Source organism: Flavobacterium araucananum, assembly GCF_002222055.1.
GTDB classification, from domain to species: Bacteria; Bacteroidota; Bacteroidia; order Flavobacteriales; family Flavobacteriaceae; genus Flavobacterium; species Flavobacterium araucananum.
Genome location: NZ_MUGS01000060.1, coordinates 1 through 15,089, shown reverse-complemented (window position 1 = coordinate 15,089; position 15,089 = coordinate 1). Strand labels below are relative to the sequence as shown.

The 15,089-nt window shown below is 31.0% G+C and carries 18 protein-coding genes and 1 pseudogene; 6 read left to right on the top strand and 13 right to left on the bottom strand.

The window, feature by feature from the left end:
• Positions 1 to 1,520, bottom strand: a 1,520-nt coding sequence (locus B0A64_RS21225; RefSeq protein ID WP_089481483.1) for a recombinase family protein, incomplete at its 3' end; no start/stop codon positions are given.
• Positions 1,517 to 1,699, bottom strand: coding sequence for a hypothetical protein (locus B0A64_RS21220; RefSeq protein WP_123875945.1), 183 nt, complete (start codon positions 1,697 to 1,699; stop codon positions 1,517 to 1,519). The genes B0A64_RS21225 and B0A64_RS21220, both read right to left, overlap by 4 nt.
• 201 nt (positions 1,700 to 1,900) lie before the next feature.
• On the opposite strand from B0A64_RS21220, the gene B0A64_RS21215 reads away from it, so the two are divergent.
• Positions 1,901 to 2,617 (top strand): hypothetical protein, encoded by a 717-nt coding sequence (locus tag B0A64_RS21215; RefSeq protein ID WP_089481481.1) that lies wholly within the window; start codon positions 1,901 to 1,903, stop codon positions 2,615 to 2,617.
• Positions 2,618 to 2,963: 346 nt separating this feature from the next.
• On the top strand, positions 2,964 to 4,463 hold the full coding sequence (locus B0A64_RS21210) for a fibronectin type III domain-containing protein (RefSeq protein WP_089481480.1): 1,500 nt from the start codon (positions 2,964 to 2,966) through the stop codon (positions 4,461 to 4,463).
• A 101-nt stretch (positions 4,464 to 4,564) separates the two neighbouring features.
• Here the strand turns inward: B0A64_RS21210 and B0A64_RS25300 are convergent, their stop codons facing one another.
• The 4 genes from B0A64_RS25300 to B0A64_RS21190 all read right to left on the bottom strand — a co-directional run bounded on the left by B0A64_RS25300 (position 4,565) and on the right by B0A64_RS21190 (position 6,840).
• Positions 4,565 to 4,726 (bottom strand): hypothetical protein, encoded by a 162-nt coding sequence (locus B0A64_RS25300; protein WP_165769859.1) that lies wholly within the window; start codon positions 4,724 to 4,726, stop codon positions 4,565 to 4,567.
• Between the two features lie 568 nt (positions 4,727 to 5,294).
• Positions 5,295 to 5,615 carry a hypothetical protein gene (locus B0A64_RS21200; protein ID WP_089481479.1) on the bottom strand — a complete coding sequence of 107 codons (321 nt, stop codon included), beginning with the start codon at positions 5,613 to 5,615 and terminating at the stop codon, positions 5,295 to 5,297.
• 20 nt (positions 5,616 to 5,635) lie between these two features.
• On the bottom strand, positions 5,636 to 5,986 hold the full coding sequence (locus tag B0A64_RS21195) for a hypothetical protein (RefSeq protein WP_089481478.1): 351 nt from the start codon (positions 5,984 to 5,986) through the stop codon (positions 5,636 to 5,638).
• A complete protein-coding gene (locus B0A64_RS21190) occupies positions 5,983 to 6,840 on the bottom strand; it encodes a hypothetical protein (protein ID WP_089481477.1) in 858 nt (285 codons plus the stop codon). The genes B0A64_RS21195 and B0A64_RS21190 overlap by 4 nt, the downstream gene beginning before the upstream one ends.
• Before the next feature lie 174 nt (positions 6,841 to 7,014).
• On the opposite strand from B0A64_RS21190, the gene B0A64_RS21185 reads away from it, so the two are divergent.
• Positions 7,015 to 7,437 carry a helix-turn-helix domain-containing protein gene (locus B0A64_RS21185; protein ID WP_089481476.1) on the top strand — a complete coding sequence of 141 codons (423 nt, stop codon included), beginning with the start codon at positions 7,015 to 7,017 and terminating at the stop codon, positions 7,435 to 7,437.
• 99 nt (positions 7,438 to 7,536) lie between these two features.
• Entirely contained in the window at positions 7,537 to 7,782 is a 246-nt protein-coding gene (locus B0A64_RS21180; RefSeq protein ID WP_089481475.1) for a hypothetical protein, read from the top strand.
• 376 nt (positions 7,783 to 8,158) lie between these two features.
• Here B0A64_RS21180 and B0A64_RS21175 read toward each other — a convergent pair whose 3' ends face one another.
• Positions 8,159 to 8,485, bottom strand: a complete 327-nt coding sequence (locus B0A64_RS21175; RefSeq protein ID WP_123875944.1) for a hypothetical protein — start codon at positions 8,483 to 8,485, stop codon at positions 8,159 to 8,161.
• Between the two features lie 422 nt (positions 8,486 to 8,907).
• Between B0A64_RS21175 and B0A64_RS21170 the strand changes: the two genes are divergently transcribed.
• Both B0A64_RS21170 and B0A64_RS21165 read left to right on the top strand, forming a co-directional pair.
• Positions 8,908 to 9,300 (top strand): plasmid mobilization protein, encoded by a 393-nt coding sequence (locus B0A64_RS21170; RefSeq protein WP_089481473.1) that lies wholly within the window; start codon positions 8,908 to 8,910, stop codon positions 9,298 to 9,300.
• Positions 9,285 to 10,544 carry a relaxase/mobilization nuclease domain-containing protein gene (locus B0A64_RS21165; RefSeq protein ID WP_089481472.1) on the top strand — a complete coding sequence of 420 codons (1,260 nt, stop codon included), beginning with the start codon at positions 9,285 to 9,287 and terminating at the stop codon, positions 10,542 to 10,544. Before B0A64_RS21170 ends, B0A64_RS21165 begins: the two co-directional genes overlap by 16 nt.
• Before the next feature lie 119 nt (positions 10,545 to 10,663).
• On the opposite strand, the gene B0A64_RS21160 is transcribed toward B0A64_RS21165, so the two are convergent.
• From B0A64_RS21160 to B0A64_RS25295, 6 genes and pseudogenes are all read right to left on the bottom strand, one after another.
• A complete protein-coding gene (locus B0A64_RS21160; protein WP_089481471.1) occupies positions 10,664 to 11,245 on the bottom strand; it encodes a hypothetical protein in 582 nt (193 codons plus the stop codon).
• A complete protein-coding gene (locus B0A64_RS21155; protein ID WP_089481470.1) occupies positions 11,242 to 12,006 on the bottom strand; it encodes an RHS repeat-associated core domain-containing protein in 765 nt (254 codons plus the stop codon). The genes B0A64_RS21160 and B0A64_RS21155 overlap by 4 nt, the downstream gene beginning before the upstream one ends.
• Before the next feature lie 130 nt (positions 12,007 to 12,136).
• Positions 12,137 to 12,835 carry an IS1 family transposase gene (locus tag B0A64_RS21150; protein ID WP_089481469.1) on the bottom strand — a complete coding sequence of 233 codons (699 nt, stop codon included), beginning with the start codon at positions 12,833 to 12,835 and terminating at the stop codon, positions 12,137 to 12,139.
• A gap of 191 nt (positions 12,836 to 13,026) precedes the next feature.
• A pseudogene (locus B0A64_RS21145) lies at positions 13,027 to 13,308 on the bottom strand (IS1/IS1595 family N-terminal zinc-binding domain-containing protein); the annotation flags it as partial.
• 183 nt (positions 13,309 to 13,491) lie between these two features.
• Entirely contained in the window at positions 13,492 to 14,184 is a 693-nt protein-coding gene (locus B0A64_RS21140) for a hypothetical protein (RefSeq protein WP_089481468.1), read from the bottom strand.
• A 5-nt stretch (positions 14,185 to 14,189) separates the two neighbouring features.
• On the bottom strand, positions 14,190 to 15,089 hold a 900-nt coding region (locus B0A64_RS25295; RefSeq protein ID WP_208863560.1), incomplete at its 5' end, for an RHS repeat domain-containing protein.

Genomic DNA, 15,089 nt, shown 5'->3' with positions numbered 1-15,089 from the left:
GCTACTACATGGGACAAAGAAGAAAAATTCTTCTTTGTCCCATTTTTATTTGTTGATATCCTACTATTAATCAAGTAGATAACTTGCAAAACTTCATTAATTCTTGTGGTTCGAAACTGATTTTCTGAAATCGTGAAATTCTCAGGATAAATCGAACCAATCAAATCTCTTGATTGAGACCAATCCCCACTATCATAGTATTCATTGAGCTTCAAGAGGTTTTCTACACCGACTTTTAATATTTCATCAATATCTTGATCTTCTATATTGATACCTGCTAATTTTAATTCCAGTCTGTTAATTACTGCCCCATAATCAGATTTCATGTCTCTATAATCTGAAGCATCGATTTGTTGTGTTGCTAATAAATCCCTGGCATGTGAAAGCCTTTTTTCATAATCTTTAAGCTGAGCTATTATTTTAAGCTTTTCTTCATATATTTCTTTGGTCTGCTCTCTATAACATTCTGATAAAACAGAAATATAAAGATTTTTTATCTCCGGTATGGGAACATACTGTTTTAAATTCTTTATAAATACCTCGTTAGCTGTATCAGAATTTATTCTGTATTTACAGCCTGCACTACAATGATAATAAGGATAATATTTAGTACGACCTTTGGAAATACTTGCCGTTAATATCTTTGAACATTCCGGACAGGTAAAAAATCCACGCAATGGAAACGGTTTAGTAGTAATTGCTTTTGGTAGATATGTTTTTGATCTTCCATCAAGGACATCTTGTACCTTATAAAATAGCATTTGAGATATTAGAGGCTCATGCTGTCCTGTTACATAACTCAGATCTTCATCTTTATATTTTGGAATGACGATCTTACCACAATAAAGAGGATTACGGATAGCTCTCCAAAAATTATTTTTACTTGCTTTAAGCCCTTTTTCTTTTGCCATGCAAAGAACCTGCTCAGTATTAAAAATCCCTTTCGAAAGTTCTTCAAAAGCCCATTTCAAAATAGATGCCTCAGGCTGGTCAAATGCAATATACTTAGTCCCATCTTCTTTAACCTTGTTAACATATCCCGCTGGAGCATATCCCATATACCTTCCCTCTTTCCTTGCTCTACGCATACCATGAAAAGTATTAAGTGCCCTTCTATCATTCTCTACCTCTGGAGCAGCAAGATAAAAAGCGAGCATCATTTTATTCTCAGGAATAGTCAAATCAAGTGGCTGTTCAATACCTTGTGGCTCTACACCAAGTTTCCTAAGGATATTTATCATTTGATAAGCATCTCCAGCATTACGACTGAATCTGTCCCATTTAGTAAATAATACAAGATCGACTTTATTCTTATACTTTTTTAAATTCTGTAAAAGTTTTTTCCATTGCGGTCTGTTAAAGGTCTTTGCCGAATGGTCTTCATAAATCACATCTCTTATTTCAATTGAATTGATTTCACAATATTTACGGAGCACTTCTTCCTGATTCCTTTGGGAATATCCTCTATCTGCCTGTTCATCGGTACTTACTCGTACATATAGGTCTGCTATCATTTTCATCCTCTTCTTTTTAAATACTTACTCACTGTAATATTAGCTAATTTACGCAAAAATTCCAAAACATTCTTGGCTTGTTCAAGCGTTACATCCAGTCCCTCAGCCCGTAACATCTCCAAGGCTTTCTCTGGAGTGATTCTTCTTTTTTCATTTACCTCTTCATTGACTTCTTTATTTTCCATATAACTTTCTTTAACGTTCACCATCCTTTCTCATTCGCTAGTAAGCTTCACAATGCTAAGATAATAAAATTGTTTTTATAATTTTATATTTTATAAAAACTTTATCTATATTTGTACCGATTTTGATTATTTATAATAATCTATAACCAGCTGTAGTTCAAAAACAAACAAAGTAAAGCTGCAAAATTTAACAAAAACAGCATGAACAAACCATCTAAAATAAGCTATAAAACCTACTTCAACGAAAAACTGAAACAAGTTCCATTGGGTAAAATCATGACACATCCTTTGTATGTGCAGGTTACTTTTGAAAGAAAAACTCTCTTTTTTAAAAGCAATTTTTTCGAATTATTTTCCAAACCAAAGTATATTATAGCTGTTGCGGGACTCGTAGGAAGTCCTTCTCTTGAAAAAATCATTACATTAGAAATGGAAGTAATTGAATTCATCGAAAACAAGCATTCAAGTAATTTTTCGCTAGAACTATTCAAAGAAGAATATGCTTTTTACAGCCAGGATCTCTGTGATATCATGGAAGAGGAATTTCGTAATTATCTTTATACCTTTTTTCAGGACAAAAGTATACCTGCCCTTGCAGTAGCAATTCGTATAGGCAGCAGGCACCGTATCACTTATGAGATTATCAGAGACATGAAAAAGGCTTTTACAAAATCTTTCTATGATGAATTTATTGAGAATTCATTGTATTACGGACCTCCCTATTTTGCATTATATGATTTTATGCAGCAGACTAAAAAATGGCCAATGCTTTATCTTAGTGTTATGGAATGGGAAACGGGTAATACTAAAACAGAATTCGTTGAATATGTAAAAAAACACTATCCAAAACATAATGCAGTTGAAATAAAAAATGAAGTAGAAAAGTGGGTCTGTTATATAAAAAATAAAACTATTTAAAAACATTTTATTAAGATAATGATGCACCCAGTCTACTATTTCCTTCGAATAAAACATCACATCGATTACTTTAAATCTTTCATAACATTGTAAATGAAATAAAAAAGAGCAAATAGTGATACCTGCTCTTTCATGCGCCTTTAAAAGTTAAAAAAATTGGAGCCACGATGCAGGCGGTGAATATTATTTCGAATATATTTAATATTAAAAAAGATGCTTATATAGAGAACGCTAAGCCTGTATTCATATTTAAAAAAAATTATGTAAAATATGGAAACCCGTAATACTTCAACAGATTAATTATTTAAATTCGCCGATAACAAATTTCCCAAAAACTTTATTTTCCATGAAAAAACTTTATTTAGCAATTGTTCTTTTATTTATTATAATGAGTTGTTCAAAAGATGACCCTAATGTAGAAGAAGACGTAAAAAACTTAGCTCCTAAAGATTTTGAAATGAAAATTAAAGAGGTTTCACATAACAGTGCAACTATAACGTGGGATCAGGTTATTGATCCAGAAAACGATCCAATTACCTACAGTATATTGCTAAATCAATCTCCAATCATTGGAGGGCTTTCAGAACTAACATACAAGCTAGCTAATCTTACAGAATCAACTAATTACACAGTTCAAATAATTGCGCAAGATTCATTTGGAAATAAAACATCTAAATCTTTGTCTTTTACAACCGAGAAGTATTATTTAAAATATTTCAAATCATATGATTATGGCCTAGGAAATTATAATGGATATGCAGGAGGAATACTTTTCAATATAATAAAAACTAAAGACAAAAGCTATATAATTGCTGGAAAATCTACAAGGCCAAATGGTGATGCTAGTCAATTCTTTGTATTAAAAATAGATTATAAAGGGAATGAAATTTGGAAGAAATTCTATAACTATAGAATCGGTGATGCAACTAATTGCAGAATAATTGAATCAGCAACTGGATTACTATTAGCTGCTGACAAACATGTCTTGAGTTTAGACAATGATGGGAATTTGATTTGGCACAGAAAAATAGATAGCTATGAATTGCCACGTCAACCTAATGAAATAAAGTCCGTTGCTCAAGATAAAGATAACAATATTTATCTAGTTGGAAGTAGAACAGATCCTAAAGAAGAAGTAGAACAAGAAGCAGTACTAACCAAATTAGATTATTTAGGAAATATTGTTTGGGAAAAAAGCTATAGGTCTACAGCGAGAAATTTTTTTAATGATATAAAAATTAATTCTTCTAATGAATTAATAATTTTCGGCACAAAAGAAACTTCAGGATTTACTTACGCTGAAATGAAAGACGGAACTAAACGTGGCCAAACCGACTTTTGGGTATTAAAAACAAATAGTGAAGGAGAGATTATATGGGATAAATCTTTTGGAGATGGACGTTTTGATTTTTCAAGTCAGCTAATTATTAAACGCAATGGTAATTATGTATTTGCGGGATATAGTTGGGGCGCATATGATATAAGTAACGGACGAGTTTTTGAAATAGATTCAAACGGGAATGAAATTTGGAATATTACTACTGAAGAAAATGATAATATAATGTCAGTTGCTGAAACCTTAGATGGTGGATACGTAACAACTGGTTATATTGGCGCTCAGCTTTCTAATGCTTTGTCTGTATGCAAATTTGATAATAACGGAAAAAAAGACTGGAGACAAAATTATTATATACAGTATACATATTTGATTGGTCATTCAATATTGGCTGCGGAGGATGGAGGCTACGTCATAGCAGGAGCTAATGGTAAAAATTACTACCAGGGAGATGAAAAACCAAAAATAGTAATTTACAAAACCGATCCTTTTGGGAATTTTTCAAATTAGAAGTTTTACGTAATGCATTGACGTATAAAAAAATCCACTTATTTATGCCCATAAAAAAGCCCTCCTTTCTGAGGGCTTTCAATTGTTATTGAAATAATATTTTATAAAAAACTAGCTTTTATTCTTACGATTTTACCATCCTGCATGACAACTAGATCGCTGTTAGTTTTCTTTTTAAGATCAATTAATTTTTCATAAACTTTATCCATTGCATCTATAATCTTCTTTTGAGTTGGTGTCGTTGTTGTGTTATTTTCTCCCATGATTCGTCATTTTTGAGTTTATCGAACTTAATTTCATCTTTAACTTCAATATCGTTACCTAATATCTTTTGTGTAATTAATTCAGCTTTTACACTGTAATTATTTTTTTTTAAATGGCTTTACTATCAACGGACCTCTAAAAATCCGGCAAAAAATAAAACAGCCTGAAGCTGTTTTTTCTCTTAACTTTAATCCGCATGAAAAGGCGGATTCTTGTGTCCACCAGAACACGGCAAGTTGTGTTTTGAGGCACTCGAAATTCGATTAGTGCCTCAAAACAACTTGCCCTGCCGGGAGCTGAAAATACCTTCCGAAGTCAGGTCTTTTTTTCATAAGTTAAAAATTGTTTTTCTAAGAAATTACAGCATTTGTTTATACTTTTTTTTACAAAGATAGAATCTAAAACACTGATTATCATAAGTAAAATTTACCTATCAAAAAGTGTTTTGTTCCGTCTTTTACAAAGATAATATGCTTTTTTATTATAATGATGGTCATAATATGTCCATGAAAACAGGATCTAAATGTGATTTTATGGGCTTTGTTTTTCAGAGATATCTTCGCTGTTTTATTCCTTGCTCTCAGAGTCTGATATTTTCAATTTATAAATCTCGTCCAGCAATTCCAATTCAGCACTCGGAATTAATTGCAGGCCAAGTTCTAGTACGGATCCGATGTATATGTCCCTATTATCCAATTCATCAGTCTGGACAATATGAAGGCAGATTCTGATCAGATTTACCCCCAGACCAATCATATCGGAATATCCATCAAATTTTATCTCTCGGATATTACCTTCGTAAACACTTTGTGCTGGTCTAAGCATCTTAAAATGATAAGAAGCTAAATGTTTTAATTCTTCGAAGGTTTTAATTCTACTTTCTTCCATAATTAAAGATATTAATGTTATTAATCGTTGGGTAATTCTTCCTCGTTTTCAGTTTCATCAAGGTACATTTGATTTATTTCATCCAAAAACTCAATTTCATGCACAGGAAGCAATTGAGCAACAATTTCTAATATTAATGCAACGTCGATAGATGGGTTCTTGACTGTTCTTGAAACTTCAGGCGCATCCTGCTCTAATGCCAGAATACATAATTTAAGCATGCTCGAGGTAATACAAGCAAGTTCACTGTAACCTAACACTCTGATTTCAGCAATGTGAATATCCGTTTTATTGTTTACAGGCTTTATTGTTTTGAAATATCTGGCAACTAATTTTCTAAAACTTTCCGAGTTTTTAAGTTCACTTATCATGATTTCTGTTTCTTAGGTTCTAAATTTTCTAAACGCTCCAATTCAGCTTCTACAATTGAACAGGCTCTTTCATGAAAAAGACTGCATCTTTTATCCAGAAGTTCGGTATCTATTAAACATGACTCTTTAATATTAGCCCAGCGAAGTGAGCTTGGGTTTGTTTTTAATAATTCAAACAGTCTTTTATCTTCGCTGGTAGTTCTTGGAAATACATCAGAGGTAAGGGGTGTGAATATTTCACAGATATCAAACAGATATGCCATTGAAAAATGATCTGGATAATATCCTAAAAAGACATTAATAAGACCTAAACAAATTTGTTCTACCGCAATATGCATCATAGAATCCTGAACAAATCCCGTATCCATATAGTCAATTTGATTTTCACTTCTTAAAAAAGTTTCTGCAACTTTATTTCTGTTTTTCCAATACGAACGTGTAGAATCAATGTTACGTTTGGGAGTTCCATAAAAGGAAATACTTAAGGGCATATTCTCACGTTCATAAACTTTATAGCCTTTGGTTAAAACCTGATGATAAAAATAGATTTGATTTGGCGTGAGATAATGAGCATATTTTGCTTTATAAAAGAACAGCGTTACGGTATAACGACCTTCGGTTTTGGTCTTTATAATATCGCTGATATCTGCAACAGCATTAATTATATATTCATCTGTCAAAACCATAAGATAGAAATGAGTATGTTCTTTCTTTGCTGAAATAAACTCTTGAAAGGGGTTCTGAACTGCCTGAATATTTTTCTTTTCTCCAAAACAGTAAATACTGCTGGTGCTGATACTTTCAACAATAATGTTACTAATTGTCTGTAATCCTGAGTTCTCAATTGCTTTCATAATTTTACATTATTTAGTTAATACTTGTCTGAAAATTTGTATTTTTGTTTAATACACAGGCAAGTAAGCAATTACTTGTACGGTACGGTATCAAATTAACCCGTACCATACAAGACTAAATTATGTATCATACATAAACCTTACTTTTTTATTCGTAATTATTATCTTTGAGCTATGAGTACATTAACAAAACCAAATCACATAGGGCGAAAAATTAGCCGTATTCGTGAACTAAAAGACATGAAACAGGAAGCATTAGCACAAGCTATGGGAACAAACCAGCAGGCTGTTTCAATAATAGAGAATAGTGAGACTATAGATGATGAAAAGTTAGCCGAAGTAGCAAAGGCTCTAGGAGTAAGTGTAGAAGCTATTAAAAACTTTTCTGATGAAGGTGTGATTAATTATTTTAACAATATATACGACAACGATATTAGTGGTGGTATTGTTAATGCACCACATTCAAATCACTGTTCATTCAATCCTCTTGATAAACTAATTGAAGCCCATGAACAACAAATCAAACTTTACGAACGTTTGGTTCAAGCTGAGAAAGATAAAGTCGAATATTTGGAAAAATTACTAGAAGCTAAATAAGCTTCTATAAAAGATATATTAATTCCACAAAGAGACTGTCGAGTCTCTTTTTTGTTTTAGAACATTTCTTGCTCTACTAAATTACCAAAAACTAATACCATGAATAAAACTATAAAGCTTAGAGTGAAAAAAGAAATTGACAGAAGTAATGAGCTTAAAGTATTAAAATTAAAAGGTTCTTTAATAACAAAAGGTTACACTGAAATTATTCATATCGCAGATGAAAATGAAGACTTTTATCTCAACTCATTTTCGACTTCTATTGAGCACAAAAAAGAAGCGGAAGATTTTGTAATTGAGTATATCTCGGCCAATAATCTAGATGACACAATTACTTTGCTGTAAAAGATAGTTTCAGTTTGCATTTATGTTTTCAGAACATCCAAAAAAATCTTCCTGAAAGCATTCAGAATTTTATGGATTATCAAAGTAATATTGTTTGAAAAAGTACACTTCTTTTTTTATTATTTCTTCATTTGATTTTAAGAAGAATACACTTTTAAAAAATTCTTAAAAAAAGAATAAAAAGCAAGCTAATTTATTGGACATCGGCAAGAGAAGTGCGCATAATGACACGCCTCGTTCCTCGCCCTGTCACCCTTCGGGATTTATAGCACTTCCATTGCCTGAATGTCCCATTTTTAACTGCTTTCTTTTTCTCCTTTTTCTTTTGAAAAATTTTTATTGATGGATATAGAATTTATTAATATAGATTAGATATCTAGCTATTTGAAAATGCTTTTAATTTTATTTGCTCCTTAAGTCCTAAAAAATCTTTAGAAAAGTACATCTCAAGAAAGTGTCGACATTCATCCCAATTAACAAATTTTGTTTGTATTTTTTTATCTTGATTTTTTCCGTAAATAAGAAACAAATCTAAATCTTTATGAATCTCAAGAACATACTCCTTATCATTATGTCCAACCCAGAAAGTACCGTGTTCTTTGCTAATTTTAATTATTTCTTCAATTGCAACATTAGTATCTTCAATTGTTGCGTTATCAACTGATTCTCCCCAACCTTTCTCTATCCAAAATTCTGTAGTCATATTTATCATTTTAAAATATAATCTTAATTATTTAAATATATAAACTATATCCCAAAGTTTATTAGAAATCAGTTTGATAGATTGTACAAATTTTGTCTACTTACTTTTCTTTCGAAAGAATTTTAAATTGGAATGGGGTGATCAATATCACCGGAATTTACATATAGGAACAAAAAAAATAGCATTTCCGCAAATCAAATGAACTCGTATCATGGGCAAAATATGTCCATGTTAGTCTTCTTTCAAATATTCTTTTTAATTTAGTATTTAACTTTTAAAAGTCTAAAAGATTGCCACGTTCCTGCAATCGGCCAGATGAACGGTTGTCGGACAACCGCCTATCTGGCTGATCTATCCTCGGAACTCGGGATCAGTGACACTGAAAGGAAAAAAGAGTTTGATAACAATGAAAATGAAAGAAGATGGAAAGAGAAAATTCAAACAGATCACGCAGAATTACACTGCGCCTGACGCCACAAGAGTATGTAAAAATTGAGCAACGATACAAAAACAGTACGTGCCGTAAGCTGAGCGATTATATTCGTAAGCATCTATTTAACAAACCTATTACAACACATTATAGAAGTCAGTCAATAGATGATTCTATTGAAGAAATAGTACTACTTCGCAATGAGCTGAGTGCTGTTGGAAACAATGTAAATCAGGTTGTAAAAAAAATGCACACCTTAAAACAAATTTCGGAATTCAGGGAATGGATTACACGTTACGAATTGGAAAGAATGATCCTTTCCAATAAAATAAATGACATTCAAAATCATATTTATAAAATCTCGAACAAATGGTTACAATCATAAAAACAAGCCATTCAATCCGAAGTGTTCTTAACTATAACGAGAATAAGGTCAAACAGGGTGTGGCAGAATGTATAGGTGCGGGAAATTATACCGCTGATGTGGATAAATTAAATGATTTTGCAAAGCTGAACCGCTTTACAAAACGGCTTGAATTAAACGAAAACACCAAACGAAACAGTGTGCATATTTCGCTCAATTTTGATCCATCAGAAAATCATTCCAAAGAAAAACTGATGGATATTGTAAATACTTATATGGAAAAAATAGGTTTTGGAAAACAGCCTTATTTGGTTTACCAGCATCACGATGCGGGACACCCGCACGTGCATGTAGTTTCTGTAAACATTGAAAGATACGGCAAGCGGATTGACATGCACCATCTAGGCATACGAAAATCAGAACCAGCGAGAAAGGAAATCGAAGAAATTTTTGGACTGGTAAAAGCGGAAGGACGAAAAATAAAAGAGCAGTTTAATTTACAGCCCATTTCGATGGGCAAGGTTAGCTACGGAAAAATTGAATCTAAAAAAGCCCTAACCAATGTTTTAAATAAGATAATTAATGAGTATAAATATTCGAGCCTTCCCGAACTTAATGCAGTGCTAAAACAATATAATGTTTTGGCTGATCGTGGTAGTGAGAATTCAAAAATCTTTTTAGCAAATGGATTGGTCTACCGAATACTAGATGACAAAGGAAACCCAATTGGTGTTCCAATAAAAGCAAGTGATTTTTATTTTAAACCAACGTTGAAATTCTTAGGAGAAAAATTTAAAGAAAATGAAGCAAGAAATATGTCTGACAAATTACGGATAAAAAACATTGTTAATATGGCACTCTTTAATGAGCGAGCAATGCCTATAAGTCATCTTGCAAAACTATTGGAAAGAGAAGGCATTCAAACCGTTTTTAGAAAAAGTAGTGAAGGCTTACTTTATGGTATTACTTATATTGACCTTATCACCAAAAATGTTTTTAATGGCAGTAGCTTGGGAAAAGAATACAGTGCAAAAGCTATTGAAGAGCGATGCGGATTGAAGGTTGCTAATGAAACAAAAAATCAGATTTATGAAAAACTTCCATCCAAAGAATTATTGATTGAAGATCTTCAATACCAAAAGGACACAATTACTATCCAAAATCTGGTTAGGCTGTTAGATCTGATCACTCGTGCCGAATATTCTTCAGATTATGTAGCAAAACACTTTAAGAAAAAGAAGAAAAGAAGATTCCAAAGAATATAAAAAAAAGTTAAGGGTGTAAAAACACCCTTAACTTTGTCTCCATCTTTTGTTAGCACATCCAATTTTTCTTTTCATATAAACTTTGAAAGCCATGTTTACTTAGCATATGCAGTTAGTAATTACCGACTACATGGATATTTAAGAATATAACTTGTACCTTCTAAATCATCATCACTTAGATAGTATGATTTCGTAAATAATAAATATGATATGGACAAGTATTTATTTTCACTATTAATTTTTTTGTCCAAATAAATTTTATTTGTGAGATTATCTTTTTCAGAATAATACTTTAAGAACTCTTCGTCTTTAAAGCTTTCAAAGTTTTTACTAATTATTTCATCTAATTTAAAAGATTTGTTTATGAAATCTTTTTCTTTTAGTTCCAAACCATTATTTATTATTTCATCAAGAAAAAATGAGAATCTTTTGAACTGTTTGTTATAATCTCTTATATAAATTTTATACAACTCAAAAGAATTAGTTTTTAAATATTGAGATTTTTCTACTCTAACAAAAATTGGTAAGCGAACAAAATTTATAATTATATATTTACCTTCTACCTTAGCTCTATGATATTTAATTATTTCTTTTTCGATTGAATCAATTAAATCTCTAGAAAATATAGTTTTCGATTCTTTTTTTTGATTACAGAAACAAAACAATAAGACTATTAAAATAAACACTACTCTTTTTTTCATTTTTTTATAATTATATTTTTATTATTTGGAGGATTGTTCAATTTTTGAGAATCGACCTTTTGTCCCCCATAGCCTGTTTTAGGAATTCTATCTTCCATATTACGTGCTAAATTCTGATTATAAACTGATCTAATTTCTTCAGGATCAGAAGCATTTTGAGCAGTACCTTCATCTTTCATATTACCAATCTCATAATCGTACTGATGCCTCATTTCATGTGATACTAATTCTAGATAACTATATTTCCCATCATCAGAAGTTTTTGCAAGCCCTTGCATCTTTGTTTTTGAAAAATTTAGATACATACGAGTTGAATTAGGTTGGTCTTTTTCGTTAGGAACTCCCTCAATTTCTGTTTTATTATCATTGTTACCACCTACAGCCTGAACAATATGATCTCTCTCGGAGCCTTCTAAAGTATGTAATTGATTTTTTAAAATTTCTACATCAGATTTTTCTATTGTTCTATAAACTTTAAGCAAAACATTTAAAGTTACATCAGAATTCTTTTGTCCTGGAATATATCTTTTCTGAGTTTCGGAATTATAGAAATTACCGTTTTTATAATAATAATTATCTCCTTCATTTGTTACATAAACAATTCTTTTTCCGTCAGGATCAATGATTCTAACAGGATTATTGATACAGTAATTATATGGCGAATAGATAGCATATTTATCTGCTAAGGGATCAATATTCATCCAGCGTCCAATTGCGGGATCATAGTTTCTCCAGCCATAGTCATAAAAGTTAAGCCCCAGCTCGTCTTGGAGCTCTTTTCCATTGTATTTATACTTATAAGGGTTTGCAACTGTTTTTACAAGGTTTTACCTGTTAAATATAAATTTTTTAAGAACATGATTTTAAAGGATAAACTTACTGTTTTATTGCTCAAATCCAAAAATAAATCTTCAAAACAGCAGTAAAAATAACCAAACTTTTACTGAAGCAAATTGTCCTGCGGTTGAGTCTTTTCAGATGAGTTCTGAGTGTCAGATTCTTCCTTTCAATATGATTTGTTCCGAAACGTTTGATAGAATGCACTTTCTCATCAATCAGATACCTATAGTTTTTAAGTCTGTCCGTAAATATCTTCTTAGCGTCAGATAATTTGAGAGTTTCCAAAACACGATTCAGAGTTTTATTAGTTCGTTTCCCAACATTAAAACTCACCACATTTTTAGAGTTCTTTTCCAGAGCATAAACCAACCATATATAATTTTTCTTGTGTCTGATATACGTGCACATTTCATCAACTTCATAAGTTTTGCCTTTGCTTATAATGGGCTGATTAATTTTTCTGGCAATTGACACAATTCTTTTCAATAATGTTGTCGTTGAAATTTTCAATATTCTTGCCGTGCTTCTTATGCCTAAACCTTCTTTGGTTAATAGAATGATACTTTTATTTATATCTGAATTGTAAGCTTGATAAGTGTAATTTTCTATAAAACGATGATTGCAGATTTTACAATAGTATTGCTGTTTATTGTTTTTTGTTCTACCATTTTTAACAACCTTTTCCTCATTACATTTTGGGCAATTTACATCATCACTAACTCTGGAACACCATGTCGGACTTTTACTCATTTTAGCTTATTTAAGGCAATATTAAAACAAAAAAGATGAGCATTACTGCTCATCTTTAAATTATTTTTTACTGATATTTATTCTATTTCAATACGTTAGAAATCTAAAATCTCATATCACTAACTTTGAAACACTACCCAATTTGTAGTAACCACGGTTTGGTTCGAATCTTAATACTTGTCGCAGTAACTTGAAACGATTCTTTTTAATAATGTTGTTGTTGAAATTTTTAATATTCTTGCAGTACTTCTTATTCCTAAACCTTCTTTTGTTAATTGCATGATATTTTGATTTATGCTTGCGTTGTAAGCTTGATAAGTATAATTTTTTATAAAACGGTAACAACAAATTTTACAATAGTACTGCTGTTTTTTATTTTTGGTTCGCCCATTTTTAACAACTTCTTTCTCTTTACATCTTGGACAATTTACACCATCACTAACTCTGGAACACGAGGAAATATTTTTACTAATTTTAGTTCTTTTAAGGCAATATTAAAACAAAAAAGATGAGCATTACTGCTCATCTTTAAATTATTTATTGATAAAATTTACTCTATTTCAACATGTTAGAAATCTAAAATCTCGTATCACTAACTCTGAAACATTACCCATTATAAATGTAAAATCTCGTGTTTTCAAAGAATACAATTTTAATTAAACAAAACTAAGTTTCGTAGAATTTTCATATTTGATTTCCAAGCCAGTTATACCTTCATTTATTAATCCATTAATTAATTTTTCCGAATAAAATGGGTTGGCTAAAGGTTGAATACAAATGATATCTTTTCCAAAAAATTCTTTTGAAATAGAAATTTTGTCAAATTTACCCAATGGATTTTTTTGTTTGAATTCAATATATTCAAATTCATTTTCGACCTTGTAATATTTTAGATTATCCATCATTGCATGACCTGTCACTAATGTTGATTCTTTATAATCAATTTCATCAAGACAAATTGTTTTATTAAATAACAAATAGTATCTTTCTAAAACATCTTGTATTTCTATTTTAAAAGTACCATAATTATCTATATTATATTCTTTAAGAATACTAACATATTTATAACTAAATGCTTCATTTAAATAGCTAATAATAGGCGCATACCCCATAATGTCTGTCACTGTTGCTTTTTTTAACATTTCTCCTTTAATTACAGGAATTTTAAAGTTTTTTATACGTTCTTGATCACTCCAAAAATCCTTATTACTGTAATCAAAAAAATCTAAAAAAGATTGAGATTCAATATCCTTAGTTAGGTTATTATAATCAATTTCGAATTGGTAAATCCCATTCTTAACTCCAATAACTTTAGGTTCAGAAGAGTGGCTTATTTGATAATATTTCATATTCTCTATTTATTTAACTGTCTAAAATATTCATTCAAATTTTTTCCTGTTTTATCATATTCTTTTGCTGCATTACTTATTATTGATCTTAAATCATTTTGTAAAACTTCGATTGATGCCTTACTTAGTGAACCAGCATTTTTAAGTTCCGTAAGCACATTTTTAACATATGCACTATATTGTGGGTGATTACCATGAAAAGGTGTCGTTAAATTAATTAAGTTTTTCTTACTGCCTAATTTCATTAAAGCTTTTAAATCTCTTTTAAGTGCTTTAAAAACAGCTTTAGGCACTAAATGATGTGAGTTATTGATTCCTATATTTGTTGAATTAACTCCCTTACCTCTCATTATGAAAAGTAATGCCAGTAAATCTGAATCACCTTCAGTTGTTTGAGATAGCATATCCCAAAATCCTAAAATATCGAAAGCCCCACCTATTGGAGTTGCTGCGCCATTAGCTATCCTAGAAACTTCCCCAACTCCAGTTAAAAAATTAATATTAATTTGTTGTCCTGGATAATATGTAGCTCCTGCCTTCTCATGTCCTATTATAGGCAATCCTGTTCTAGAACTTCCCACTTTCCAATTATCATCAGCTAAATAAATATTTGTATCTCCATCATTTTTATAATCTAGTACTTTTCCTCTACTATTTACAACAGTTGATGCCAGATAGTTAGTATTAGGATTTTCTGGAGCTAAACCACTCGGATCTGAGAAAAATACAGGATTATTATTTGAGAAATCATAGGGCGAAAAATTAAAAAAACTTTCTGCAAGTTCATCTATACTTCCCCAACGCCCAATATCCGGCATATAATTTCGAGCTTCCATGTCATACCAATTCAGCTGAAAGCCCCCGATACTCTCGTCTTGCAGTTCTTTTCCGTTGTACTTATACTT

Bases quoted from the DNA above. Each gene is read 5' to 3' on its own strand.
- B0A64_RS21195 (WP_089481478.1), bottom strand. From the start codon at position 5,986: ATGATAAGTGAACTTAAAAACTCGGAAAGTTTTAGAAAATTAGTTGCC.
- B0A64_RS21220 (WP_123875945.1), bottom strand. From the start codon at position 1,699: ATGGAAAATAAAGAAGTCAATGAAGAGGTAAATGAAAAAAGAAGAATC.
- B0A64_RS21200 (WP_089481479.1), bottom strand. From the start codon at position 5,615: ATGGAAGAAAGTAGAATTAAAACCTTCGAAGAATTAAAACATTTAGCT.
- B0A64_RS21175 (WP_123875944.1), bottom strand. From the start codon at position 8,485: ATGACTACAGAATTTTGGATAGAGAAAGGTTGGGGAGAATCAGTTGAT.
- B0A64_RS21165 (WP_089481472.1), top strand. From the start codon at position 9,285: ATGGTTACAATCATAAAAACAAGCCATTCAATCCGAAGTGTTCTTAAC.
- B0A64_RS21180 (WP_089481475.1), top strand. From the start codon at position 7,537: ATGAATAAAACTATAAAGCTTAGAGTGAAAAAAGAAATTGACAGAAGT.
- B0A64_RS21210 (WP_089481480.1), top strand. From the start codon at position 2,964: ATGAAAAAACTTTATTTAGCAATTGTTCTTTTATTTATTATAATGAGT.
- B0A64_RS25300 (WP_165769859.1), bottom strand. From the start codon at position 4,726: ATGGGAGAAAATAACACAACAACGACACCAACTCAAAAGAAGATTATA.
- B0A64_RS21190 (WP_089481477.1), bottom strand. From the start codon at position 6,840: ATGAAAGCAATTGAGAACTCAGGATTACAGACAATTAGTAACATTATT.
- B0A64_RS21170 (WP_089481473.1), top strand. From the start codon at position 8,908: ATGGAAAGAGAAAATTCAAACAGATCACGCAGAATTACACTGCGCCTG.
- B0A64_RS21140 (WP_089481468.1), bottom strand. From the start codon at position 14,184: ATGAAATATTATCAAATAAGCCACTCTTCTGAACCTAAAGTTATTGGA.
- B0A64_RS21185 (WP_089481476.1), top strand. From the start codon at position 7,015: ATGAGTACATTAACAAAACCAAATCACATAGGGCGAAAAATTAGCCGT.
- B0A64_RS21160 (WP_089481471.1), bottom strand. From the start codon at position 11,245: ATGAAAAAAAGAGTAGTGTTTATTTTAATAGTCTTATTGTTTTGTTTC.
- B0A64_RS21150 (WP_089481469.1), bottom strand. From the start codon at position 12,835: ATGAGTAAAAGTCCGACATGGTGTTCCAGAGTTAGTGATGATGTAAAT.
- B0A64_RS21215 (WP_089481481.1), top strand. From the start codon at position 1,901: ATGAACAAACCATCTAAAATAAGCTATAAAACCTACTTCAACGAAAAA.